Here is a 24,613-nt window from a genome sequence, read left to right as displayed (position 1 = left end):
TTCCCAAGGCAACATTGAGGGCCAGAGGCTTGAATTCTCTGGGGTCAGAGCAGACCAAGATCGGCAAGCTCGCGCCTGAGTTTCGGCGGCATCTCGATCAGCCCCGCCTTGCCCTGGCCGAGATCGGCCGGCGCGTCCGCCGGCTTCAGATAGCGCCAGCCCTGAAAGGCCCGCCGCGGCTGCCAGTCGGTTCGAATAACTTCGGGGTCGAGAATCAGGTGGCAACGGCCGATGCCCTCACCGTCCGTGAATGGCCGGATCTCGGTGATCAGCTGGCGGCATTGCACATTGCCCTTGATCACCCAGTAGAGCGAACCGCCATCGGTAACTTCGGCACCGCGCGTCGGCATCATACGGGTGGTGTGATATTGCTCGACCGGCTCACCGGCGCGCCGCCGTTCGTCGAGACGGAAGGCGATCCACTCTTCGAGATCCTCAACGCTGTCGCAGCCTACACACAGTTTTATCAGATTGAGAGACATGGCTTAAAGTTTAATCCGCCGCGGGGACGCGTCAACGGCATGACCGACTTCTCCACAGTAGCAGTTTAGGCCAGCCCTCAGCATTCCACGACGTTGACGGCGAGCCCGCCAAGGCTGGTTTCCTTGTACTTCTCGTTCATGTCGAGGCCGGTCTGGCGCATGGTCTCGATCGCCGCATCGAGCGGTACGAAATGGATGCCGTCGCCCTTGATGGCCAGCGACGCGGCCGTCACCGCCTTGACGGCGCCCAGCGCATTGCGCTCGATACACGGCACTTGCACCAGCCCGCCGACGGGATCGCAGGTCATGCCGAGATGATGTTCGAGCGCTATCTCGGCGGCGTTTTCGACCTGCTCAGGCGTGCCGCCCATCACGGCGCACAGGCCTGCCGCCGCCATCGCCGACGCTGACCCCACCTCGCCCTGACAGCCGACCTCGGCGCCCGAGATCGAGGCGTTGGTCTTGATGATGCCGCCAACCGCGGCTGCCGTGAGAAGGAAGTCGCGGATGCTAGGCTGGTCGGCCTCGGGATGGAAATGCAGCCAGTAGCGCAGCACCGCCGGCAGCGTGCCGGCAGCACCGTTGGTCGGCGCGGTGACGACGCGACCGCCGGCGGCATTCTCCTCATTGACAGCCATGGCGTAGATCGACAGCCAGTCATTGGCGAGCAGCGGGTTGGGCCTGTTCTGCTGCCACTGCTCCTGCAGCTTGTCATGCAGCATGCGCGCGCGGCGGCGCACCTTCAATCCGCCCGGCATGATGCCGTCCTGCGACAGGCCACGGTCGATGCAGCCCTTCATGGCGCTCCAGATGTCGTCAAGGCCGGCATCGAGCTCCTCGCGCGACATCTGCGTCTCCTCGTTGACGCGCTTCATGTCAGCGATGGAAAGGCCGCTCTTGCCGGCCATGGCCAGCATCTCGACCGCGTTCTTGAACGGATAAGGCACCTTCTTGCCTTCTGATGTCACCGAGCCCTTGGCCTTCATCCGCTGCAGTTCTTCTTCCGAAACCACGAAGCCGCCGCCGATCGAATAGTAGATGCGCTTGAGCAGCAGGCGGCCGCCTGAATCATAGGCGTAGAACGCCATGCCGTTGGCGTGTCCGGTGAGCGGAGTTTTGCGGTCCAGCACCAGATCGGTTGCCGGATCGAAGCGATAGGAGGGATGGCCGGGCGGCGAGATGCGCTTTTCGGCGGCGATGCGGCCGGCAATGCCATCGGCCTGGTCGGGATCGACCGTCTGTGGCGTCAGGCCGGCAAGGCCGAGCACGACGGCGCGATCCGAGCCATGGCCAATGCCGGTATAGGCGAGTGATCCGTGCAGGCTGGCGCCAAGCCGATCGACCTTCACGCCCGCCGGGCGCGGCCAGTCATTTCCCGCGACCTCATCGAGAAAGCGCGCCGCAGCGGTCATCGGCCCCATCGTATGAGAACTCGAGGGTCCGATGCCGATCTTGAACAGGTCGAAAACCGAAAGGAACACGCGGCGTTGTCTCCTGGAGTCAGGTCGAGGACTACATATAGGAATTCCCAGATGTTTCCGCTCTTTTGGAAACCGCGGCGCCGCACCCGCCGACCTTGTTTGCTCCGGCAGCGACATTGATGCCGATCGCTGGTCAAGGCTACGAACTCGGGTTAAGGGGTTCCTTCGGAGCCTTCGCCGGCGCGTTGGCTGACGGAGCATCAAACGAAAAACCCGCCTGCGCGGCGGGTCGCTGGCGCAAATCAACACCATGAACGAATATGTACCATAGCTGAGGTCACGAAATCAAGAAAAAATTCCTATCGTGAAAAGCTACCGGCACAAAAGCTGCCGACATCGCCGAACTGGCCGTCGTCAGGTCTTTTGTTCACCTGAATTCGAAGCCCTAGATCGCTGGTTGCGGACATCGAAGCGACCGCACCGGATGTGATAGATTCAGCCTATGGGCGATTCTATCGATCTTTCGACAGCCGATCTCGCGGCGCTGGCCTTCTTCCTCGTCGCGTGGCTGCTGCACACGCTCGCTTCCGACGGCAAGCTGACCAGCCGGGTGTCGCTGACCACGGCGATGAATGCACAGCGGCAAGCCTGGATGCGGACCATGGCCGAGCGCGAGATCCGCATCGTCGACACCGCCATCATGAGCGGTCTGCAGCAAGGCACCGCCTTCTTCGCGTCCAGCTCGCTGATCGCGATCGGCGGCTGCTTTGCCTTGCTGGGCGCGTCCGACCGGGTTCTTGAAGTGCTCAGCGATCTGCCCCTGGGCGGCGCTCCGTCACGCGCGGCCTTCCAGATAAAGGTGTTCGGACTGGTGCTGATCCTGGCGTTTTCGTTCTTTAAATTCGGCTGGGCTTATCGGCTGTTCAACTACTGCACGATCCTGATCGGCGCCGTGCCGATCCCGCATGGCGAAGCCTCGCGCAATCCGGTCACCGAAACGGCGGTCTGGCGCGCGACGCAGATGAACATGCTCGCCGGAAAACATTTCAACGCCGGCCTGCGCGGTGTGTTCTTCTCGATCGGCTATCTCGGCTGGTTCGTAGACCCCATGGTGTTCGTGTTGTCGACGCTGTTGCTGCTGGCCGTGCTGGTGCGGCGCCAGTTCTTCTCGGCGGCCAGGCAAGCGGTGATCGGTCAGCCGCCAGGAAAGGGTCGATCGATCCGCCCCGACAGCCAGTAGGCGATCAGTCCGGTCCATTCGCGAATAGCGATGCTGGTAGCCTGCAACGAATCGGCTGGATTGTCGCGGAACACGCCGATGCCTTCCCGCCCCGAGGTGCGATAGTCGACCGGCCAGGGAACGGTCGCAAAGCCGGCCTTGTCGAACAGCGCCTTGGCGCGCGGCATATGGAAGGCAGAGGTCACCGGCAGCCAGGTCTCGCCGGGCTTCGGCGTCACCAATTCCTTGCTGAAGACGGCATTCTCATAGGTGTTGCGGGATTTGTTCTCCAGGATGAGGCGATCGGCCGTCACACCCAGCGCGGTGAGCAGACGAGGCGCGGTGGCGGCGTCGCCCTCGCCGTCGGGAAACAACTCGCCGGTGCCGCCCGAGACGATCACCTTGGCAGTGGGGAAGCGCCGGGCCAGAATCGCGGCCTCGACCATCCGATCGCCGCTGCCGTTAAGCTCGTAGCCGCCGCGCACCAGGTTGATGGAGCCTTCAAAACCGCCGCCGAGCACGACGATGCCGTCGACCTTTTCCGGCAGCTTCGGGCGCGCAAAGCGCTCTTCCAGTGGGTTGAGCATCATGGCGCCAAGCGACGTCCAGGCTGACAGCGCAAGGATCAGAAATGCCAGCACGCAGCCGGTGACCGCCAGCCGCCGCCGGCCGATCATCGCCGCGAGCAATCCCGCCAGCAGCAGGAAGATCGCCAAATTGAGCGGTTGGATGAAAAACCAGAATATCTTGGAAAAATAGAAGAACATCGCTCATCGCTCTCGGACGAGCGGCATGCTTACCACCACTTTTCCGGCTGAAATGTGCCGGCCGCCTGCTCGATGACGGCAGCGGTCTGGAACAGGGTTTCCTCGTCGAACGGCCGGCCGATCAGCTGCAGCCCCAGCGGCAGGCCCTTGGCGTCGAGCCCGGCGGGCACGGCAATGCCCGGCAAGCCGGCCATGTTCACCGTGACCGTAAAAATGTCGTTGAGATACATCTTGACCGGATCGGCAGCCATGTCCTCATCGGCGATGCCGAAGGCCGCGGACGGCGTTGCCGGAGTCAGGATGACATCGACGCCGGCGGCGAAGACGGTCTCGAAGTCGCGCTTGATCAGATTGCGCACCTTCTGCGCCTGCAGATAGTAGGCATCGTAGTAGCCGGCCGACAGCACATAGGTGCCGATCATGATGCGGCGCTTGACCTCGCGGCCGAAGCCGGCGGCGCGGGTCTTCTCATACATGTCGACGATATCCTTGCCCGGCACGCGCAATCCATAACGGACGCCGTCATAACGGGCGAGGTTGGACGAAGCTTCGGCCGGGGCCACGATGTAATAGGCCGGCAGCGCGTATTTCGTATGCGGCAAGGAAATGTCGACGATCTCGGCGCCGGCGTCCTTCAGCCAGGCAATGCCCTTCTGCCACAGCGCCTCGATCTCTTCAGGCATCCCGTCGACGCGGTATTCCCTGGGGATGCCGACCTTCATGCCCTTGATCGGCTTGCCGATCACCGCCTCATAGTCCGGCACCGGCCGATCGACCGAGGTCGTATCCTTCGGATCGACGGACGCCATCGACCTCAACAGGATCGCGGCATCACGCACGTCACGGGCGATCGGACCTGCCTGATCGAGCGACGAAGCGAACGCGACGATGCCCCAGCGCGAGCAGCGACCATAGGTCGGCTTGATGCCGACCGTGCCGGTGAAGGCGGCCGGCTGGCGGATCGAGCCGCCAGTATCCGTCGCCGTGGCGCCGGCGCACAGGAAAGCCGAGACCGCGGTCGCCGAACCGCCGGAAGAACCGCCCGGCACCAGCTGCGCATTGTCCAGGCTGCGCGCGGTCCTTGTGCCGCCGGCCGAGACGAAGCCGCCGTCGCCCTGATGCGTCGTCGGCATCACCACAGTGTCGAGGCGCGAGCGCCGCCACGGGTTGATGACCGGCCCGTAATATGACGTCTCGTTCGACGAGCCCATGGCGAATTCGTCCATGTTGAGCTTGCCCAGCATGACCGCGCCGTCGGCCCACAGATTGGCGGTGACGGTCGATTCATAGCGCGGTTTGAAACCATCGAGCACATGGCTGCAGGCCTGGGTATGGATACCCTCGGTGCCGAACAGGTCCTTGATGCCGAGCGGGATGCCTTCCAGCGCACCGCCCTCGCCCTTCGCCAGTTTTGCGTCGGAGGCCTTAGCCATGTCGCGCGCCTTGTCGCCGGTCACCGCGACATAGGCATTGAGCGCCGGATTGGCGCGATCGATGGCCGACAGATAGGCCTCGGTGATTTCGGTCGCGGTGATCTCCTTGCCGCGCAGCTTGGTGCGGGCCTGCGAAATCGTCAGCTGGGTCAGGTCGCTCATCAAAGGCTCTTTTCGTAAAAAACCGACCACTTGGAATCGGGATAATCCAGCACCGGGCCGCAGCGCGAAAACCCGGCACGTTCGTAGACGGTCCACGCGGCGGGATGGCGATCGCCCGTCTCCAGCACCAGGCGCGTCAGCCCCTCATTGCGCGCCAGCGCCTCGACCCGCTCGACGATCCTGGCGCCGATCTTGCGGCCACGGTGCGAAGGCCGCGTGAACATGCGCTTGACCTCGCCGATGGCGCCGTCATGGCGCTTCAGCGCGCCGCAGCCAACAGCGAGACCATCCTCGCGGGCGATGAAGACGGTCGTGTCGTCGCCGGCCATCTGCTCGACCGTCAGGTGGTAGCAGTGCTCCGGCGGCGTCAATTCGAGCAAGGTTTCGTTGAGTTCCTGGACCAGGCCGCGCACGTCGTCCTGCAGCGGCGTCTCGATGGCGATCTCGATTGCCATCGGCCCGCTACTCCACGACCTTCGGAACGAGGAAGAAATTCTCGTCGGTCGCCGGCGCGTTGGCGACAATATCGGTCGCCTTGCTGCCGTCGGTGACAACGTCCTGGCGCTTCTTCATCTCCATCGGCGTCACCGAGGTCATCGGCTCGACGCCGGAAACATCGACCTCGTTCAGCTGCTCGACGAAGCCGAGGATGGCGTTCAGCTCGCCAGTCATGCGCTCGGCATCTTCTTCATTCACCGCGATGCGGGCGAGATGCGCGACGCGCTTCACTGTTTGCAGATCGACGGACATGTTTTTGCCTCGGGGAAAACCAGTTCGGGCTATAGCGGCGCCGCGCGCGGTGCGCAACATGCATCATGCGGCAGACCGGACCGTGGTGGCGGCCCGGCTCTCGGCCATCGGTCCAAGGGCAAGGTGCTGTCTACGGCAGGGCAACGCCCTCGCACAAATAGTAGCTGCCGCTGTTGCCGCTTGCCTCGCTTTCGCTATCGGTGGGCCGCACCGACACGAGATCGACCTGCTTCGGGTTGATTTGCGTCACCGAGAGGACATCCGGAAAGACATAGCCCGGCTCCTGGCAGATTGCCGTCACCGCCCAGCTTGGCGAGGCCGTCGCCTTGCTGATCTGCAGAAACTCGCAATTGTATTCGACGCTTTGCAGGCCGCGGGCCGAAAGCACGATGTTCCCTGCGTCGACAAGCGTTTGCAGCGTGTCTTTTTTGGCCTGTTTGCAAAGCTCCTCGGACTGAAGATAGACGCCCTCTATGAAATCATCCGCGGCGAGCGCGGGCGACGCCGCAACAAACATGGACACGTAAAGAGATCGCCCCAACACCGATTTATTCCGCCTTGGCTACTTCTAAATCGTAATCGTCTCACCGATGTCAGGCAATGCCACCGTCACACCGGATCCTTCCAGGCCGGCCTCGAACTTATCGGCGGTCGGATCGATCATCGGAAATGTGCCGAAGTGACAGGGAACCACGGTCTCGAACTTGAAGAACCGGCGGCAGGCAAGTGCCGCCACCGCGCCACCCATGGTGAAGCGGTCGCCGATCGGCACGATGCCGATCTTCGGCTCGTGCAATTCGTTGATCAGCGCCATGTCCGAGAAGATGTCGGTGTCGCCCATGTGGTACAGCGTTTTGTCTTCCGGGAAGTGCAGGACGAGACCACCGGGATTGCCGAGATAGACGTTCTTGCCACCCTCTTCGCCAAACGAGGAGGAATGCAGCGCCTGGACGAACGTGGTGGTGAAGCTGCCGCAATCGACGGTGCCGCCGATGTTGCCGGGGTTGATCTTCTTGTCGCTGACGCCCTTGCCGACCAGGTACATGCAGATCTCGAAATTCGCGACCAGTTGGGCACCGCTTTTGCCAAGCACTTCCAGCGCGCCGCTGATGTGGTCGCTGTGTCCATGCGTCAGCAGCACATGCGTGACGCCCTCAGCCGGCCCTTCCCAGCCGCCCGTCCAGGACGGATTGCCGATCAGATAGGGATCGATGAGGATCTTGGCGTCAGCGGTTTCAATGCGAAAGGCCGAGTGGCCATACCAGGTCAGTTTCATGGAACGCACTCCTCGATTTTTGGCTTGCCAAAGGATAGAACGCCGATAGACCGGAGATCAAAGGGTTACAGTGTCCGTTGTGCGTTTGAGAGAACACATAGCGGTGAAGGTGAAGGACGCCGGTGGGCACTATCACGATCGAGGAATTGCCGGCGCGGTTAACCGGAGGCAAGACGCTGGCCGGGATCGACCTCGGCGATAAGACGATTGGCGTCGCGGTGTCGGACCAGGGGTTTTCCTTCGCCCATCCGCGACCAGTCATCATGCGAAGGAAATTCTCGCTCGATGCGGCGGTGCTGCTCGCCTTGCTGCAAAAGGAGAACGCCGGCGCGGTGGTGATCGGGCTGCCGATCAACATGGACGGTTCAGAAGGGCCGCGCGCTCAGAAATCGCGCGCCTTCGTCCGCAACATGGCGCAGATCAGCGACCTGCCCTTCGTGCTCTGGGATGAAAGGCTATCGACGGTCGCGGCCGAAAGAACGCTGATCGAGATGGACTTCTCGCGCCGCAAACGCGCCGGCAAGATCGATTCGGCGGCAGCCGCGTTTATTCTGCAGGGAGTTTTGGACCGGCTTCAATCGCTCCACGCATCCGGTCGAACGGACCCGGACCTGCCCAACGCCGGCTGACCCAGCCTGTGATCTCGCGACGGCGGCGGAACGCCCACAATGCCATCAGCAGAAACCCGTCGAAGACGCAGGCCTTTGCCACCATGTCGGGGATGGTCGCCGGATCGATGCCGAGCATCTGACCATAGAGCTGGAAGAAGAAGTCGTGCATCTGTCGGCTGAGCATCGTGTAGCCAAAATTGATGTCATTGGCCGACAGATAGAACCAGCCCCAGAAAATCGCCATGGGGGCCGCCCAGGATGCGAAGATGTAACGCATCAGCGGTCTCCCCCGGAATTAGAGCCTGTTCGGCCCGATATGAGTGAAAGCAGCGAATTGTGGGCCGCGGCCTTTGCCATGCCATGCGCGACGGCGCGAACCTCGCCCTCGCCCGAAGCAACTGCCGCAACCGCGGACCGCCGCTCGGCAAGCATGGCGACATAAGACGCCTGAAGTGCGGCCAACTGCACGGCGACAACCATGAACAGCCCGTTGATGCCTTGCGCGACGCCACCGACCACGATCAGCGACAACACGCCGGACGCGCAGATGAAGGCGATCCGGGCAACGCTGTCGACGCCCTGGCTGGTAGCGTCGTTGATCAGGGTTTCGACAAAGGCCCAGAAGAACAGCACCGCCACGACGAGCAATGCGGTCGCGAGCGGCGCCACGACGACAAATTTGTCGAGGTCGATGAAGCGGCTATCCTCGATTGTGGCTCCCAACACGCCGAGAGCCGTCGCCACACCACGGCTTCCGTCGATGCAGATGAGTGCGAGCAGGGCGAAAACGATCGCCCAGTGCAAGGCCAGAAAAGAGGTCAGTACGTGTCGCATCGCCGTTCCTGCTTCGCAAAGCAAGGAGCGGCCAAATTTGAACCATTCCCTGCTTTCGCCGGGACAGTGGGCCCTGCCGCTCGACACCGCAACGGAAACCATTTGTTAAGGTTAACGGCGATTAGCCATATGCATGGGGATGGCCGCCGACGCATCAAACGCCAGTTCTTGTGATGCTTGCCGCTCAGTTGACCGGCGGATAGAGCGTGTCGATGATCATGCGCGCATCGTGGCGCGAATCGAGCATGCCATAGGTGTTGCGCCATTGGCCGGCCAAACGCGTCTCGACGAAAGCATCTGCGATCCGCCCTGCCCCGAGACGGCGCAACTCCGCTGCCGCAGCCGACAGCGCCAGTTGTTCGGTGAGCAGACGGGCCGAGCCCTCATCGGTTGACGCAACCTGCATCGCCGCCTTCAGCACGCCGATCGTGCCGCGTCCGCCAGTGCCGAGGTCACGGTCGATGCCGGTCAGCACGTCCTCGAACAGGCCAGGCGCGCGGCCAAGCACGCGCAGCACGTCGAGCGCCATGACATTGCCCGAGCCTTCCCAGATCGCGTTGACCGGGGCCTCGCGATAATAGCGGGCGAGCGGCGCCTCCTCGACATAGCCATTGCCGCCGAGACACTCCATCGCCTCGTAGAGCAGCGGCGGCGCGATCTTGCAGACCCAGTATTTGACGACGGGCGTCATGGCGCGGGCAAAGGCCGCTTCACCGCGATCGCTCGCCGCCTCGTCGAAGGACCTCGCCAGCCGGAACGACAGCGCGGTGGCTGCCGCCACGTCGAGCGCCATATCGGCCAGCACGCGCTGCATCAAGGGTTGCTCGATCAGTGTCGAGCCGAACACCTGTCGGTGGCGCGCGTGATGAACGGCCTCGGCGAGGCCCGCACGCATGATCGCCGAGGATGCGATGGCACAATCCAGCCGGGTCAGCGTGACCATGTCCATGATCGTCTTCACGCCGGCACCCGGTTCGCCGACCATCTCGCCGATAGCGTTGACGAATTCCACTTCGGAGGACGCGTTGGAACGGTTGCCGAGCTTGTCCTTCAGACGCTGAAAACGGAAGCCGTTGCCCGACCCGTCACCGAGAACGCGCGGCACCAGAAAGCACGACAATCCCTCCGGCGCCTGCGCCAGCACCAGGAACGCGTCGGACATCGGCGCCGACATGAACCATTTGTGTCCGGTCAGGCGATAAAACCCGCTGCCGGCACGTTCCGCCCTTGTCACATTGGCGCGCACATCGGTGCCGCCCTGTTTCTCGGTCATGCCCATGCCGAGTGTCAGCCCGGTCTTCTCGACCGGCGGCTTTTGGCTGTGGTCGTATTTGCGCGTCGTCACACGCGGCGCCCATTCGCGAAATAGTTTTGGGCTGGCCATCAAAGCCGCCAGCGAAGCGTTGGTCATGGTGATGGGGCAGAGATGCCCGGTCTCGAGCTCCGCCGTCAGATAGAACCGGGCGGCACGGACCTGATGGCGGCGGCCGATCTCGGCGTCGCCGTTTTCCCAGACCGAGGAATGCAGCCCGTTGGCCACCGAGCGGCGCATCAAGGCGTGGTAGGCGGGATGGAACTCGACCACATCGATGCGCCGTCCCTGGCGGTCATGCGTCCTGAGCTTCGGCGTCTCGACATTGGCGAGCCGGGCCAGTTCCTGCGCCTCTTGCGTCAGCACGAACCGGCCGAGCCCGTCGAGATCCTTGCGCACCGGATCGGAAAAACGCTCCGCGAGCTGGATCAGCAACGGATCGCCCCGCCAGGCGTTGCCGCCCGTCAGCGGCGGCGGCTGGTTCGTCACGTCGTCGGTCACGCCCAATCCTTCTATCGGCAGAAAGGCCCTTCTCGTCAGAAAGCCACGAATCCGAAGCCGTCGGCTAGATATAGCCCAAGCCATGCGGCGCGCGCGATGAAAATACCGGCCGATTTAATCGGCCATCTACACGAAAAAATTGAGGAGAACGGCTCCAATCCAAAGCTGGCGCTTGCAGCCGCAAAATCTCCACCCTATAGCAGCGCCTTGAGATGACCGACGCCTCGTCCCTGCCACCCTACCCTCACCGCCATCTTCTGGGCATCCGCGATCTTTCCCCCGCCGACATAGAGCTATTGCTCGACCGTGCGGACCGCGCGGTCGCGATCTCGCGGCAGTCCGAGAAAAAAACCTCGACGCTGCGCGGCCGCACCCAGATCAACCTGTTCTATGAAGCGTCGACGCGTACGCAGTCGTCGTTCGAACTGGCCGGAAAGCGGCTGGGCGCCGATGTCATGAACATGTCGGTGGCGAGCTCCTCGGTGAAGAAGGGCGAGACGCTGATCGACACGGCGATGACGTTGAACGCCATGCGTCCCGACATCCTGATCATCCGCCACCAGTCGGCCGGCGCTGCCGCCCTTCTGGCGCAGAAGGTCGGTTGCTCCGTCGTCAATGCCGGAGACGGCGCGCATGAGCACCCGACACAGGCGCTGCTCGACGCACTGACCATCCGCCGCGCCAAAGGCCCGCTGTCGAAGCTGATCGTGGCGATCTGCGGGGACATCCTGCACTCGCGCGTGGCGCGCTCGAACATCATGCTGCTCAACGCGCTTGGCGCCCAGGTGCGCGTCGTCGCACCGTCGACGCTGCTGCCCGCCGGCATCGAGAAGATGGGCGTCATCGTCACCCGCTCGATGGCCGACGGCCTCAAGGGCGCCGACGTGGTGATGATGCTGCGCTTGCAGCGCGAGCGCATGGAGGGCTCCTTCGTGCCTTCGGTGCGTGAATATTTCCGCTATTTCGGCCTCGATGCCGAGAAATTGAAGGCCGCCAAGGACGACGCGCTGGTGATGCACCCCGGCCCGATGAACCGCGGCGTCGAGATCGCCTCGGAAATCGCCGACGGTCCGCAGAGCGTCATCCAGGAACAGGTCGAGATGGGCGTTGCCGTACGTATGGCCGTCATGGAAGCCCTGCTCGACCCCCGTCGCAATCAGGAGGGTCGCAATCAAGAGGGCCGGTTCGCATGAGCACAACGGTCTTTGAGCGCGCCCGCATCGTCGACCCCTCGCGCGGCCTCGACGAAGTCGGCACTGTCATCGTCGACGGCCGCAAGATCGTTGCCGCCGGCAAGGCGGCGCTGAACCAGGGCACGCCCGAGGGCGCTGTCGTCGTCGACTGCGCCGGCAAGGCGATCATTCCAGGCCTGATCGACGGCCGCGTCTTCATCGGCGAACCAGGCGGCGAGCATCGCGAGACCATTGCGTCGGCAAGTGTCGCGGCGGCAGCCGGCGGCGTCACCTCAATCGTCATGATGCCCGACACCGATCCGGTGATCGACAATGTGGCGCTGGTCGAGTTCGTGCTGCGCACCGCCAAGGAGACGGCAAGCGTCAACGTCTTTCCGGCGGCGGCAATCACCAAGGGCCTCGACGGGCGCGAAATGACGGAGTTCGGCCTGTTGCGCGAAGCCGGCGCCGTCGCCTTCACCGATGGCCGCCACACCATATCGAGCGCGCTGATGATGCGCCGAGCGCTGACCTATGCACGCGACTTCGGCGCCACCATCGTGCATGAGACGCAGGACGCCGACCTCGGCTCGTCCGGCGTGATGAATGAAGGCCTCTACGCCAGCTGGCTCGGCCTCTCCGGCATTCCGCGTGAAGCCGAATCCATCCCGCTGGAACGTGATCTTGCCCTGGCGCGGCTGACGCGCGGCTCCTATCACGCGGCAAAGATCTCGACGGCGATGGCGGCAAACGCCGTGACGCGTGCGAAAGCCGACGGTGCCGCCGTGACATCAGGCGTCGCGATCCACAATCTGTCGCTGAATGAAAACGATGTCGGCGAATACCGCACCTTCTTTCGCCTGACGCCGCCCTTGCGCGCCGAAGAAGACCGGCTGGCGATGATCGAGGCAGTCAGGGACGGCACCATCGACATCATCGTCTCCTCGCATGATCCTCAGGATGTCGACACCAAGCGCCTGCCCTTCGCCGATGCGGCGGCCGGTGCCATCGGGCTCGAAACCCTGTTGGGCGCGGCATTGCGGCTCTACCACAATGGCGACGTGCCGTTGCTGAGGCTGGTCGAAACCTTGTCCACCGCCCCTGCGAGATTGTTCGGACTGCCCGGCGGCACGCTGAAGCCGGGCGCTGTCGCCGATCTTGCGCTTGTCGATCTCGACGAACCCTGGATCGTCAGCGAGAGCGGCATTCGTTCGCGCTCGAAAAACACCTGTTTCGAAGGCGCGCGGCTGCAAGGCAAGGTCTTGCAAACGCTGGTGGCGGGTCGCACAGTGTTTTCCGTCTGAGCCGGCCACCGCGCGCCTGATCCGGCTAAACTGGGGGAAATGCGGGGGAAACAATGACTTACAGCCTTATCCTAGCTCTCGTGTTTGGCTATTTTCTTGGCTCGATTCCGTTCGGGCTGCTGCTCACCCGCGCGGCTGGCCTTGGCGATGTGCGCAAGATCGGCTCCGGCAACATCGGCGCCACCAATGTTCTGCGCACTGGCAACAAGGGCCTTGCCGCCGCGACGCTGCTGCTCGACGCGCTGAAGGGCACGGCCGCCGTGCTGATATCAGGCCATTTTTCGCCTGAACTGGCGGCCTGGGCCGGCCTTGGGGCCTTTTTCGGCCATCTCTTCCCGGTATGGCTGGGTTTCAAGGGCGGCAAGGGCGTCGCGACTTATCTCGGCGTGCTGATCGGCCTTGCCTGGCAGGTGGCACTGATCTTCGCCATCGTCTGGCTAGTGATGGCATTCCTGTTCCGTTATTCCTCGCTGGCGGCGTTGACGGCAGCCGTCGTCGTGCCGATCGCCCTCTATCTCTTGAGCACGCCGCAGAATGCCGCCCTGTTCGTGGTGATGAGCATCATCGTTTTTATCAAGCACCGAGAAAACATTTCACGCCTGCGTGCCGGCACCGAGGGCAAGATCGGAGCTAGGGAGTGAGCGAGCCGGCTGCCGGGCCGCGCCTCAGCGACCGGCAGCGGCTGAGCTGGCTGCGGCTTATCCGCACCCAGAATGTCGGTCCCGCCTCCTTTCGCGACCTGATCAACCGCTTCGGTTCGGCCGAAGTGGCGCTCGAAATACTGCCGGAGCTGATGATTTCAGGCGGCGCCCGCCGAATCGCCCGAATTCCTTCCATTGCCGAAGCCGAGGCCGAATTGGAAACGGCCAGAAAGGCTGGCGCGCGCTTTGTCGGCATCGGCGAAACAGACTATCCGCCGCTGTTGCGCAACATGGACCATCCGCCGCCGCTGCTGGCGGTCAAGGGCAATGCCGCAGTGTTCCGGCTGCCGGGGGTCGCCATCGTTGGCGCCCGCAACGCATCGCTGGCCGGCATCAAGATGGCGCGCATGCTGGCGACGGATCTTGGCCGCGACGGCTATGCAATCGTCTCCGGCCTGGCGCGCGGCATCGACACCGCGGCGCATCAGGGCAGTCTTGCGACCGGCACAATCGGTGTGCTGGCCGGAGGCCTCGACCTGCCCTACCCGCCTGAAAATGCCGGGCTCTGCGAGGAAATTGCCGAGCGCGGCGCCATCATTTCGGAAATGCCGTTTGGCTGGCAGCCGCGCGCCCAGGATTTTCCGCGTCGCAACCGCCTTGTCGCGGGTGCGGCCCTTGGGCTGGTGGTGGTCGAGGCAGCGCAACGTTCGGGATCGTTGATCAGCGCCAGGCTTGCAGGCGAAATGGGCCGGCTGGTCTTCGCCGTGCCGGGCTCGCCGCTCGACCCACGCGCCGCCGGCACCAACGGCCTGCTCAAGGATGGCGCCACGCTGGTCACCGAGGCATCGGACATTTCCAGGGCGATCGCCCCGCTGACCGGCATGCGGGCGCCCGACGTGCCGCCATTCGAAGAGCCACCCGACTTCTCGGTCACACCGCCGCCCGGCGAAAGCGACCGCGCCCGCGTCATCGAGACGCTCGGCCCAACGCCCGTGCCGATCGACGAGATCATCCGCCACACCGCCTTGCACCCGGCCCAGGTCTTCATGGTGCTGCTGGAACTCGACCTCGCCGGCCGCCTCGAACGCCATGCCGGCGGACATGTATCGCTGGTATTTGGGGATTCTTCCATCTGACTCGAGACACCTTCGGTGCGACGCTGTTCGCATCCCGGAAAGAGAACTCGGTATCTATGCGATGGGCCAGAAAAACGCATCAACCCAATTTACAACTGACATGTTAGTGAGCTATCACTGCCTTCGAACATCCTTTCGGAGACGTCCCGGTGACATCACGCTTTGGCCTTTCAGCCGCACTCGCCACGCCTTTTGATGCCTCCGGGCAGATCGCCACCGCCCCCATGGTTGCCCAGGCCAGGCGTTGTCTGGCCGAGGGGTGCAGCAGCGTTACGCTTTTCGGCACCACCGGCGAAGGCGCGTCGGTGGGCGCCGTGGAGCGGCGATCGGTGACCGAAGCCATGCTGGCTGCCGGCATCTTGCCGCATCAGCTTGTTTCCGGCGTGCTGGTCGATGCGGCCGAAGATGCCGCCGAACAGGCACGGCATGCCTTGCAGCGCGGCGCCCGCAACATTCTGCTTGCGCCGCCGAGCTACTTCAAGAATGTCGGTGAGGACGGTCTTTTCGGCTGGTTTTCCGCCGTCTTCGCCGCGCTTGGCCCCCTCGCCCGCGGCGTGCTGCTCTATAACATTCCGTCGGTCACGATGGTGCAGCTCTCGCTTGGCCTGATCGGCCGTTTGCGCACCGCTTTTCCGGATGTCGTTGCAGGGGTCAAGGATTCCGGTGGAGACTGGAGCTACAGCGAGGCCCTACTCGGCGCTCATGGCGATCTGGTGATTCTGATCGGTGACGAGCGCCATCTGGCCCGGGCGGTGCGAATTGGTGCTCAAGGCGCGATCTCGGGCATGGCCAATTTCGTTACCGGCGAAATCCGCGCCATGGCCGAGGACGGGCGCGATGATACCCGCGTCGAGCGTTTCGTGCTCGAATTGCTCAAATACCCGGTCACGCCGGCGGTAAAAGTCATGGTGGCGCGCAAGACTGGCGACGAACGCTGGCTGGCGGTCCGCCCACCGCTGGAGCCGATCGCTTCGCAGGGGCGCCAACAGCTTGCCGCCGCCTATGACAGTCTGTTTGCCAGGGAATCGGCCTGACCGGCAAAGGAAATGCGCTGAAATGGAAGACGGCAGCGAACCGACCACCCTTAGGGAAAAAGCCTATGCCAGCTTCACGCGGCATTTACTGGCCCGCGATCTGCTGCCGGGCCAGTTCGTATCGCAGCGCGAGCTGGTTGCCTTCACCGGATTGCCGCTCGGCGCCATTCGCGAAATCGTGCCGCGTCTCGAGGCTGAAGGGCTTCTGACGACGATCCCGCAGCGCGGCATGCAGATCGCTCATATCGACATCAGCCTGATCCGCGAGGCTTTTCAGTTCCGCCTGTTCATGGAGCGCGAAGCGGTGGCGCTGTTCACCACCAGCGCCTCCGATGAGGAACTTGGCCGCCTGCGGCGCGAACATGAGGAAATGCTGGCGCAAGCCCTTTCGCAGGCGCCGACGCCCGAAATGGAAGCCAAGGCCCAAAGCATCGACTGGGCGATGCACGACACCTTCATCGATGCGCTGGGCAACGAGATCATCGCCAAGGCCTATCTGGTCAACTCGGTGAAGATCCGGCTGATCCATCAGGAGCGCTTCCGCATCGACGGGCGCGTCGTGCCGGTCATGCGCGAGCACCTCGCGGTCATCGAAGCCATGGAGAGCCGCGACCCGCAGAAGGCGGTCGAGGCGATCAGCCTGCACATCGACAAGGCGCGCCGGCTGGCGCTGCAAATCTGAGGAACCATGAGCCGCGCCGCGGTCGCGGCGCAATCGATAACGACAGCAACCGGGAGGAAGAAATGTCGTCCAATCTGTTCAACCCAACCAGGAGGCAACTCCTTCAAGGAACCGCGGCACTTGCCGCCGCCGGCATTGCGGGCGTCCGCCCGGGCTTTGCCGCCGGCGTCGACTGGAAGCGCTTCGCCGGCACGACGCTCGACGTCAATCTGGTCAAAAGCCCGCGCAGCGACACCCTCATAAAATATCTCGCCGAGTTCGAGGAACTGACCGGCATCAAGGTCAATGCCGAGGCGACGCCCGAGCAGCAGCAGCGCCAGAAGACGGTGATCGAGCTGAGCTCCGGCAAGCCGAGCTTCGACGTCGTTCATCTGAGCTACCATGTGCAGAAACGGCAGTTCGAAAAGGGCGGCTGGCTCGCCGACATATCAGGCTATCTTACCGATCCTACCCTTACCGATCCCGGGCTGGTCGAAAGCGATTTCGCCGATGCCGGCATGCTGTTCGCCAAGGATGGTCAGGGCGTGCTGCGTTCGCTGCCCTTCTCGGTCGACTACTGGATCCTCTACTGGAACAAGGAACTGTTCGAGGCCAAGGGGCTCAAATACCCTGAAACCTTCGAGCAGTTGGTGGCCGCAGCCGAGGCGCTGACCGACCCGTCGACCAACACCTACGGTTTCGTCGCCCGCGGCATCAAGAACGCCAACACGCCGGTGTGGACGTCGCTCATGCTCGGCTACGACATGACGCCACTCGATGGTCAGGGGAAGCTGCGCACGACGTCGCCCGAGGCGATCGAGGCCGCCGGCCTCTACCAGCGATTGATGACCAAGTCCGCGCCTCCAGGCGTCACCGGCTTCAACTGGGCCGAAGCACAGTCCGCCTTCCTGCAAGGCAAGATCGGCATGTGGTTCGACGGCGTCGGCTTTGCCCCGCCGATGGAAAATCCGGAAAAATCACGGGTGGTCGGCAAGGTCGGCTATGGCGTCATGCCCAAGGGTCCCAAGGCGCACGCCGCGGGCACCTTCGGCGACGGTATCGGCGTGACGGCCGCCAGCGAGAAGAAGGAGGCCGCCTATCTGTTCTGTCAGTGGGCAGTGTCGCCGGCCATGGGCGCGCGGCTGCTGCAGGCAGGCGCTGGCGTCCCGTTCCGCAAATCGGTGCTTGAAGATCCGAAGGTGCGCGAAGGCGTCACCATGCCGGCGAGCTGGCTCGATGCGGTGGTCGGCTCCGGCAATGTCAGCCGGCTGTCGCTGCCGGTCATCATCCCGGTCACCGAATTCCGCGACATCTATGGTGTCGCACTGACCAATTTGATCGCCGGCGCCGATCCGGCAGAGGAACTGAAGAAGGCCACCGAGCAGTTCCAGCCGGTCCTCGACAGGAGCGAGCAAGGCTGATGTCCGCCACCGCCCCAGAACGCACCGGGGTGACGACGCAAGCCATCGAAGGGAGCCAGACGATCCGGCTGGCTCCCAACTACTGGCCTTTCGTCGTTCCGGCGCTCGTCGTCGTCGGCGCAGTGATCGTCTTTCCCTGGGCCTTCACGCTGTGGATGAGCGTCAACCGCTGGACGCTCGGCCAGTCGCGGAGCTTTGCCGGGATGGAGAATTATCTACGGCTGGCGGTCGACCAACGCTTCTGGGAATCGCTGCTCCATACCTTGAGCTACACCTTCCTCTCGGTTGCCGCGCCGATGCTGCTTGGCACCATCGCCGCCCTGATCTTCGACGCCAGGTTTCCGCTGCGCGGCCTGTTGCGTGGTGTCTTCGTGATGCCGATGATGGCGACGCCCGTCGCCGTGGCGCTGGTCTGGACGATGATGTTCCATCCCCAGCTCGGCGTCCTCAACTACCTTTTGTCGCTGGTCGGCATCCCGGCGCAAGAATGGATATTCAACGCCAACACGGTCATTCCGTCGCTGGTCGCGGTCGAGACCTGGCAGTGGACGCCGCTGGTGATGCTGATCGTGCTGGGCGGCCTGGCGTCCGTGCCGCGCGAGCCCTTCGAGAGCGCCGAAATCGACGGCGCCAATGCCTGGCAGCAATTCAGTTATCTCACTCTGCCGATGATCGCGCCGTTCCTGATGATCGCGGTGATCATCCGCACCATCGATGCGCTGAAGAGTTTCGACATCATCTACGCCATGACCCAGGGCGGACCGGGCACGGCCTCGGAAACCATCAACATCTATCTCTACAACACCGCCTTCTCCTACTACGACATCGGCTATGGCTCGGCCATGGCCGTGGTGTTCTTCATCGTTATCGTCGCCCTGTCCTTCATCCTCTTGATGCTGCGCCAGCGCTCCCAATGGATCGGCGTGGAGGGCAAATAGATGAGTTCACGCCTGCTCAACCAGGTCGGGCTGTTTTTCGCGGCCCTGGTCTTCGTCTCGCCGGCGATCCTGTTCTTCCTCTGGATGATCTCGCTGTCGCTGAAATTCGAGATCGACAACGGCGCCTATCCGCCGATCCTGATCCCCGAACATCTCGCCTGGTCGAACTATGCAAAGGTGTTCGAGGAGAACAACTTCCTGCTCTATCTCTGGAATTCGGTTCTGGTGACCGGCACGGCGACACTGCTGGCGCTGCTGATCGGCGTACCGGCCGGCTATGGCATCGCTCGGCTCAAGGCCGAACGGTCGGCGGTCGTTATCATGATCGCCCGCATGACGCCGGGGCTTTCCTATCTCATTCCGCTGTTTCTGCTGTTCCAATGGGTCGGGATTCTCGGCACGCTGTGGCCGCAGATCATCATCCATCTGGTGGTGACGGTGCCGATCGTGGTCTGGGTGATGATCGGCTATTTCGAGACCACGCCGATGGAGCTGGAGGAAGCGGCCAACATCGACGGCGCCAGCTCCTGGCAGGTGTTCCGGCTGGTCGCCTTGCCCATCGCCAAGCCGGGCATCGTGGTCGCCTTCATCCTGTCCGTCATCTTCTCATGGAACAATTTCGTCTTCGGCGTGGTGCTCGCCAGCCGCGAGACGCGCACGCTGCCGGTCGCCGTCTACAACATGCTCTCCTACGAGCAGGTGAGCTGGGGGCCGCTCGCCGCCGCGGCACTAGTGGTGACGCTGCCGGTGCTGGTTCTGACCATGTTCGCTCAAAGGCAGATCGTCGCGGGACTGACCGCGGGTGCCGTCAAGGGCGGCTGAATGCTGCCCGACATCAAACTTTTTTCGAGGAAACCCAATGGCTTCGGTAACAATCAACAACGTGCAGAAGGCTTTCGGAACGGCCAAGATCATTCACGATGTCAGCGTCGATATCGCCGATGGCGAATTCGTCATCCTGGTCGGCCCGTCGGGCTGCGGAAAGTCGACGCTGCTGCGCATGATCGCCGGACTTGAAACGATCTCGGGCGGCAGGATCGCCATTGGCGATCGCATCGTCAACAATCTGCGGGCACGCGACCGCAACATCGCCATGGTGTTCCAGAATTACGCGCTTTATCCGCATATGACGGTGGCGGACAATATGGGCTTTGCCCTGAAGATCAAGAAAGCCGATCCGGCCGATACCGCCAGCCGCGTCGGCAGGGCCGCCAGCATTCTGGGCCTGGACAAGCTGCTCGACCGCTACCCGCGCCAGCTTTCCGGCGGCCAGCGCCAGCGCGTCGCCATGGGCCGCGCAATCGTGCGCGACCCGCAAGTCTTCCTGTTCGACGAGCCGCTGTCCAATCTCGACGCCAAATTGCGCGTCCAGATGCGCGGCGAGATCAAGGCGCTGCACCAGCGGCTGGGCACCACCACCATCTATGTCACGCACGATCAGATCGAAGCCATGACCATGGCCGACAAGATCGTCGTGCTGCATGACGGGCTTGTCGAGCAGATCGGCGCACCGCTCGATCTCTATGACCGTCCGGCCAATCTCTTCGTTGCCGGTTTCATCGGCTCTCCGGCCATGAACTTCATCACCGGCCGCATCGAGGAAGGCGTGTTCCGCAGCACCGGTGGACTGACCTTGCCTCTGCCGGAAGACATCAACTTGGCAAAAATTCCCGCGGGTGAACTCATCTACGGCATCCGTCCCGAACATATCCGAGCAACGACCTCCCGGGGTATTGCCGGCACGATCGTGCTTCTGGAAGCCACGGGTTCGGAAATCTTCGCACGGGTCGATTGCGCCGGCGAAGAAATCTCCTGCCTTTTCCGGGAACGGCTTGCGCTGAAGCAGGGCGAGCAGATGCGGATCGAGATCGATCGCGCCTGTGCTCACCTGTTCGATGCCAAGACCGGCCGGCGATTGTAGGGCAAAGGTCCGATATCCCCGCGCAAAGGTCTCAAGCAACGGGTTAGCTCTTGCCACTCGCGTCGCTTGGCAGCAGTCTCGGCTCAAAAGAGCCGCTCATCGGGTGGATGCCGGTGCGACAGGATTTTGCCATGACCCGCGATCAGATGCTCACCCACCTCCGCGCCGCCGGTGATGTCGCACGCGAGGCGGCGGCGCATGGGCACCATCCCTTCGGCGCCGTCCTGGTCGGGCCCGACGACCGCATCCTCATGCGCCAGGGCAATCTCGATACGGTGCGCCATGCCGAGACCGAGATCGCCCGGCGTGCCGCGGCGGCCTACGAGCCGGAGTTCCTGTGGCAATGCACGCTGGTCTCGACCTTTGAGCCGTGCGCGATGTGCGCTGGCACGATGTATTGGGCGAATATCGGGCGGTTGGTCTACGGGTGCGATGAGACCAAGATCCTTGCGCTGACCGGGGATCACCCTGAGAACCCGACGATGAGCCTCTCCTCGCGCACCGTGTTCGGCTCCGGCCAGAAAAAGATCGAGGTCTTTGGCCCCTTCCCCGAAATCGAGGACGAGTTGCACGAGCCGCACCGCGATTTCTGGAAGCGCTGACGCTTCGTGCCAGTCGGCAACCGGTCGATGGCAACAGCCGTCGGATCGATCGGAGCCGTAATGCTGCTGCCGTGCGCGTGGGAAAGTCTCCCCGCAGGCTATGGTGGATTTATTGCGATTTGGTGAGCGCGATGGGATTCGAACCCATGACCTACTGATTAAAAGTCAGTTGCTCTACCGGCTGAGCTACGCGCTCCCGCGGGCTCAAAAGCCGCCCTCGAAATTGCGCGGAACATAGGGAGAGTGCCTCGACCGGTCAACCGGAAAAAGAGGGTTCGTAAACATGGCTTCGCCCCGTCGCGGCACTCTCTCGCCGCATCAGCGGAGAGAGCAACTAAGGAGCTCAGTCGTTTTGCCCGCAGCGGCATCCTGTCCCCGGAACAATTGCATAGGCCACTCGTTTTTCCAGCACGGGGACGTCCGCTAACCCTTGAGGAGAAGAGCAATGAACAGAATCACAGTGGGTATGCTGGCAGCCACGCTCTCGGCCACATTCGTTACGGCGGAGGCGCTGCCCGTCAACGCCCAACCGAACTATGTGCCGCAATCCCAGGTCGCGGTGCCGGATGTGCAGACAGTCCAGTACCAGGAGTGGCGCAAGAACCGCTACAATCGCAGCTTTTCGCGTGACCGCAATTTTTCCCGCAATCGCGTGATCTATTGGAACGGCCATCGCGGCTATCGCGAATATCGCCCCGGCTATCGCCGCCACGGCGATTATTGGTTCCCGCTCGCGGCCTTCGCTACCGGCGCGCTGATCACCGGCGCCATCATCAACAACGAACGCAATCGCGTCTATGAGGGCAATTCGCATGTGCAGTGGTGCTACGATCACTATCGCAGCTACCGTGCTTCGGACAACACGTTCCAGCCGAATTATGGCCCGCGCCGTGAGTGCCGTTCGCCTTACTGATTGAGTGAGTGGGAGCGATAGCGCTCCATTGAAGACCCGTGCCAGAAGTGGCGCGGGCCTTTCTTTTCGGTCAGCCCGCCCAACTGATGCCCTTGATGATGTAATAACGCGCATCGCCTTCCGCGCTCGGTGATCGATATGCTCCAAGGGCATCGCAAATTCGAACCGCTACTGCGCTCAGTTCCCACCCAAGCACCTCCAAGTCATCATCCACATCCGTAACGTAAGTCTGGGTCAGTTCGTCGATGCTGTTCGTCTCGCCGAAGGATCGAACCCGCTTTGCACCGATCATGACATTGTCGGGCCAATTTGAATTTGCCCAAGCCCAGAGCCAACTCTGTGACTTAGCGCTCGTGGAACCGGCAATCTGGACCTCTGCGGTCACTTTGACATCCCCGTCTTTGGCAAACAAAAGCCTTCTGGTGGCTATGTCATAGTCATAGTGCCGAGGCGGAATTCCTTTTGCAACCGGTCATTCTTGGCATTCAGCTGTTCGATAGCCTCGTCGCGCCACGCAGGATACCAGTCTGGCTTCATCCCCTCGCCCCATCACTCATCACCTCACGGGTGCTTATTGCACGCTCAGCGTTCTGCGAACAGCATCGCGCCAGCCAGCAAGCTTGGCTATGCGCACGGAGCCATCCATGTCCGGCTGGAATCGTCGCTCCAGTGCCCAGCTTTTCGCGAACTTCTTGGCATCCGGCCACACACCTGCCTTCGAGCCAGCCAGCCATGCGGCGCCCAGCGCGGTCGTCTCGAGAATGGTCGGACGGTCGACCGGCGCATCGAGGATGTCGGCCAACCGCTGCATGGTCCAGTCCGACGCCACCATGCCGCCATCGACCCTGAGCACTGTCCTGGCTGAGGCGCCCTTCCAGTCCTTGCGCATGGCGTCGAGCAAATCGCGTGTCTGGTAGGCCACGGCTTCCAGCGCGGCGCGAGCGAACTCTGCCGGACCGGAATTGCGGGTCAGCCCGAAAATGGCGCCACGTGCTCCGGCGTCCCAATGCGGTGCGCCGAGACCGACGAATGCGGGCACCAGATAGACGTTTTGCGTCGCATCAGCCTCGGCCGCCAGTCTGCCGCTCTGCTCGGCCTTGCCGATCACCTTGATGCCATCGCGCAGCCATTGGACCGCAGCACCGGCAATGAAGATCGAGCCTTCGAGCGCATAGGTCGTCTTGCCGTTCAGCCGGTAGGCAATGGTGGTCAAAAGCCGGTTTTTCGAGCGCACCAGGTCGCTGCCGGTGTTGAGCAGCGCAAAACAGCCGGTGCCATAGGTGGATTTCATCATGCCCGGCTCGAAACAGGCTTGGCCGATGGTCGCGGCATGCTGGTCGCCGGCGACACCGAGGATTTTTATCTCGGCGCCAAAGAGGTTTTTTTCCGTGATTCCAAAATCATCGGCACAGTCTTTTACCTCGGGAAGCATTTTTGCCGGGATGTTGAGAATGGCCAGCAGCTCGTCGTCCCAGGCATTCTCAGCGATGTTGTAGACCAGCGTGCGCGAGGCGTTGGTGGCATCGGTGGCGTGGACCTTGCCGCCGGTCAGCCGCCAGATCAGAAAACTGTCGATGGTGCCGGCCAGCAATTCGCCCTGCTCGGCGCGCTTTCTGGCGCCCTTCACCTTGTCGAGCATCCAGGCGATCTTGGTGCCGGAGAAATAGGGATCGAGCAGCAGGCCGGTCTTGCGGGTGAACTTTTTCTCCAGCCCCTGCTTCTTGAGTTTCTGGCACAGCGGCGCGGTGCGCCGGTCCTGCCAGACGATGGCGTTGTGGATCGGCTTGCCGGTCGCCCTGTCCCAGATGACGACGGTTTCGCGCTGGTTGGTGATGCCAAGCGCAGCCACTTCGGAAGCATTCCGGCCGGCCTTCTTCAGCGCCGCCTTCACCGTCGCCACCACACTCGCCCAGATTTCCTCCGGATCATGCTCGACCCAGCCGGAGGCCGGATAATGCTGGGTGAATTCCTTCTGCCCGCTGCCCGCGACTGTCATCTTGTCGTCGAACAGGATCGCCCGGGTCGATGTCGTGCCCTGGTCGATTGCCAGCACAAAACCGCTCATTCCAGCGCCCTCCGCCTCGATGCAAAGAGGGGAGACG

Annotated in this window: 27 protein-coding genes and 1 tRNA gene; 14 read left to right on the top strand and 14 right to left on the bottom strand. The window is 62.9% G+C overall.

Annotated features, from left to right (window positions below; genetic code table 11):
- Positions 1-44: 44 nt before the first annotated feature.
- Positions 45-482 carry a DUF1489 family protein gene (locus NKJ89_RS24290; protein ID WP_352606220.1) on the bottom strand — a complete coding sequence of 146 codons (438 nt, stop codon included), beginning with the start codon at positions 480-482 and terminating at the stop codon, positions 45-47.
- Between the two features lie 77 nt (positions 483-559).
- Positions 560-1,963, bottom strand: a complete 1,404-nt coding sequence (locus tag NKJ89_RS24285) for an L-serine ammonia-lyase (RefSeq protein ID WP_352606218.1) — start codon at positions 1,961-1,963, stop codon at positions 560-562.
- Positions 1,964-2,405: 442 nt separating this feature from the next.
- Between NKJ89_RS24285 and NKJ89_RS24280 the strand changes: the two genes are divergently transcribed.
- On the top strand, positions 2,406-3,143 hold the full coding sequence (locus NKJ89_RS24280) for a DUF599 domain-containing protein (protein WP_352606216.1): 738 nt from the start codon (positions 2,406-2,408) through the stop codon (positions 3,141-3,143).
- Here the strand turns inward: NKJ89_RS24280 and NKJ89_RS24275 are convergent.
- From NKJ89_RS24275 to NKJ89_RS24250, 6 genes are all read right to left on the bottom strand, one after another.
- On the bottom strand, positions 3,098-3,889 hold the full coding sequence (locus NKJ89_RS24275; RefSeq protein WP_352606214.1) for a YdcF family protein: 792 nt from the start codon (positions 3,887-3,889) through the stop codon (positions 3,098-3,100). The genes NKJ89_RS24280 and NKJ89_RS24275 overlap by 46 nt on opposite strands.
- Before the next feature lie 29 nt (positions 3,890-3,918).
- Positions 3,919-5,484, bottom strand: a complete 1,566-nt coding sequence (locus tag NKJ89_RS24270) for an amidase (RefSeq protein WP_352606212.1) — start codon at positions 5,482-5,484, stop codon at positions 3,919-3,921.
- Positions 5,484-5,939 (bottom strand): GNAT family N-acetyltransferase, encoded by a 456-nt coding sequence (locus NKJ89_RS24265; protein ID WP_352606210.1) that lies wholly within the window; start codon positions 5,937-5,939, stop codon positions 5,484-5,486. Before NKJ89_RS24265 ends, NKJ89_RS24270 begins: the two co-directional genes overlap by 1 nt.
- Before the next feature lie 7 nt (positions 5,940-5,946).
- Complete coding sequence (gene gatC / locus NKJ89_RS24260; RefSeq protein ID WP_023759273.1) at positions 5,947-6,234, bottom strand: Asp-tRNA(Asn)/Glu-tRNA(Gln) amidotransferase subunit GatC; 288 nt, start codon at positions 6,232-6,234, stop codon at positions 5,947-5,949.
- 130 nt (positions 6,235-6,364) lie between these two features.
- Positions 6,365-6,751 carry a hypothetical protein gene (locus NKJ89_RS24255; protein ID WP_352606252.1) on the bottom strand — a complete coding sequence of 129 codons (387 nt, stop codon included), beginning with the start codon at positions 6,749-6,751 and terminating at the stop codon, positions 6,365-6,367.
- A 51-nt stretch (positions 6,752-6,802) separates the two neighbouring features.
- Complete coding sequence (locus tag NKJ89_RS24250; protein ID WP_023759275.1) at positions 6,803-7,510, bottom strand: metal-dependent hydrolase; 708 nt, start codon at positions 7,508-7,510, stop codon at positions 6,803-6,805.
- A gap of 122 nt (positions 7,511-7,632) precedes the next feature.
- Between NKJ89_RS24250 and ruvX the strand changes: the two genes are divergently transcribed.
- Entirely contained in the window at positions 7,633-8,139 is a 507-nt protein-coding gene (gene ruvX, locus NKJ89_RS24245) for a Holliday junction resolvase RuvX (protein ID WP_352606208.1), read from the top strand.
- Here the strand turns inward: ruvX and NKJ89_RS24240 are convergent.
- The 3 genes from NKJ89_RS24240 to NKJ89_RS24230 form a co-directional block, all read right to left on the bottom strand.
- Positions 8,057-8,398, bottom strand: a complete 342-nt coding sequence (locus NKJ89_RS24240) for a DUF6105 family protein (RefSeq protein ID WP_084025409.1) — start codon at positions 8,396-8,398, stop codon at positions 8,057-8,059. The two genes, ruvX and NKJ89_RS24240, sit on opposite strands and share 83 nt — an antisense overlap.
- Complete coding sequence (locus NKJ89_RS24235) at positions 8,398-8,955, bottom strand: hypothetical protein (protein WP_352606206.1); 558 nt, start codon at positions 8,953-8,955, stop codon at positions 8,398-8,400. Before NKJ89_RS24235 ends, NKJ89_RS24240 begins: the two co-directional genes overlap by 1 nt.
- A 184-nt stretch (positions 8,956-9,139) precedes the next feature.
- Positions 9,140-10,768 (bottom strand): DNA alkylation response protein, encoded by a 1,629-nt coding sequence (locus NKJ89_RS24230; protein ID WP_352606204.1) that lies wholly within the window; start codon positions 10,766-10,768, stop codon positions 9,140-9,142.
- A 212-nt stretch (positions 10,769-10,980) separates the two neighbouring features.
- Between NKJ89_RS24230 and NKJ89_RS24225 the strand changes: the two genes are divergently transcribed.
- The 11 genes from NKJ89_RS24225 to NKJ89_RS24175 all read left to right on the top strand — a co-directional run bounded on the left by NKJ89_RS24225 (position 10,981) and on the right by NKJ89_RS24175 (position 21,598).
- A complete protein-coding gene (locus NKJ89_RS24225) occupies positions 10,981-11,961 on the top strand; it encodes an aspartate carbamoyltransferase catalytic subunit (protein WP_352606202.1) in 981 nt (326 codons plus the stop codon).
- Complete coding sequence (locus NKJ89_RS24220) at positions 11,958-13,244, top strand: dihydroorotase (protein ID WP_352606200.1); 1,287 nt, start codon at positions 11,958-11,960, stop codon at positions 13,242-13,244. Before NKJ89_RS24225 ends, NKJ89_RS24220 begins: the two co-directional genes overlap by 4 nt.
- A gap of 53 nt (positions 13,245-13,297) precedes the next feature.
- Entirely contained in the window at positions 13,298-13,885 is a 588-nt protein-coding gene (gene plsY / locus NKJ89_RS24215) for a glycerol-3-phosphate 1-O-acyltransferase PlsY (protein WP_352606198.1), read from the top strand.
- Positions 13,882-15,021 (top strand): DNA-processing protein DprA, encoded by a 1,140-nt coding sequence (gene dprA / locus NKJ89_RS24210; RefSeq protein ID WP_352606196.1) that lies wholly within the window; start codon positions 13,882-13,884, stop codon positions 15,019-15,021. The genes plsY and dprA overlap by 4 nt, the downstream gene beginning before the upstream one ends.
- Positions 15,022-15,170: 149 nt before the next feature.
- On the top strand, positions 15,171-16,055 hold the full coding sequence (locus NKJ89_RS24205) for a dihydrodipicolinate synthase family protein (protein WP_352606194.1): 885 nt from the start codon (positions 15,171-15,173) through the stop codon (positions 16,053-16,055).
- 22 nt (positions 16,056-16,077) lie between these two features.
- Positions 16,078-16,737 (top strand): GntR family transcriptional regulator, encoded by a 660-nt coding sequence (locus NKJ89_RS24200; protein WP_352606192.1) that lies wholly within the window; start codon positions 16,078-16,080, stop codon positions 16,735-16,737.
- Between the two features lie 62 nt (positions 16,738-16,799).
- Positions 16,800-18,137 (top strand): ABC transporter substrate-binding protein, encoded by a 1,338-nt coding sequence (locus tag NKJ89_RS24195; RefSeq protein WP_352606190.1) that lies wholly within the window; start codon positions 16,800-16,802, stop codon positions 18,135-18,137.
- The gene (locus NKJ89_RS24190) at positions 18,137-19,075 is read left to right on the top strand and encodes a carbohydrate ABC transporter permease (RefSeq protein WP_352606188.1); all 939 of its coding nucleotides are present in this window, start codon (positions 18,137-18,139) and stop codon (positions 19,073-19,075) included. The genes NKJ89_RS24195 and NKJ89_RS24190 overlap by 1 nt, the downstream gene beginning before the upstream one ends.
- On the top strand, positions 19,076-19,897 hold the full coding sequence (locus NKJ89_RS24185) for a carbohydrate ABC transporter permease (RefSeq protein WP_023759290.1): 822 nt from the start codon (positions 19,076-19,078) through the stop codon (positions 19,895-19,897).
- Positions 19,898-19,934: 37 nt separating this feature from the next.
- The gene (locus NKJ89_RS24180) at positions 19,935-20,996 is read left to right on the top strand and encodes an ABC transporter ATP-binding protein (RefSeq protein WP_352606186.1); all 1,062 of its coding nucleotides are present in this window, start codon (positions 19,935-19,937) and stop codon (positions 20,994-20,996) included.
- 131 nt (positions 20,997-21,127) lie between these two features.
- Positions 21,128-21,598 (top strand): nucleoside deaminase, encoded by a 471-nt coding sequence (locus tag NKJ89_RS24175; RefSeq protein WP_352606184.1) that lies wholly within the window; start codon positions 21,128-21,130, stop codon positions 21,596-21,598.
- A 120-nt stretch (positions 21,599-21,718) separates the two neighbouring features.
- On the opposite strand, the gene NKJ89_RS24170 is transcribed toward NKJ89_RS24175, so the two are convergent.
- A tRNA-Lys gene (locus tag NKJ89_RS24170) sits at positions 21,719-21,794 on the bottom strand.
- A gap of 249 nt (positions 21,795-22,043) precedes the next feature.
- Between NKJ89_RS24170 and NKJ89_RS24165 the strand changes: the two genes are divergently transcribed.
- Entirely contained in the window at positions 22,044-22,511 is a 468-nt protein-coding gene (locus NKJ89_RS24165; RefSeq protein WP_352606182.1) for a BA14K family protein, read from the top strand.
- Between the two features lie 70 nt (positions 22,512-22,581).
- Here the strand turns inward: NKJ89_RS24165 and NKJ89_RS24160 are convergent, their stop codons facing one another.
- The gene (locus tag NKJ89_RS24160; protein ID WP_352606180.1) at positions 22,582-22,923 is read right to left on the bottom strand and encodes a DUF6882 domain-containing protein; all 342 of its coding nucleotides are present in this window, start codon (positions 22,921-22,923) and stop codon (positions 22,582-22,584) included.
- A gap of 159 nt (positions 22,924-23,082) precedes the next feature.
- Positions 23,083-24,576 carry a glycerol kinase GlpK gene (gene glpK / locus NKJ89_RS24155; protein ID WP_352606178.1) on the bottom strand — a complete coding sequence of 498 codons (1,494 nt, stop codon included), beginning with the start codon at positions 24,574-24,576 and terminating at the stop codon, positions 23,083-23,085.
- Positions 24,577-24,613 lie beyond the last annotated feature (37 nt).

The organism is Mesorhizobium sp. M0047 (assembly GCF_040323315.1).
Classification (GTDB): domain Bacteria; phylum Pseudomonadota; class Alphaproteobacteria; order Rhizobiales; family Rhizobiaceae; genus Mesorhizobium.
This window is presented reverse-complemented; position numbering and strand designations above follow the sequence as displayed.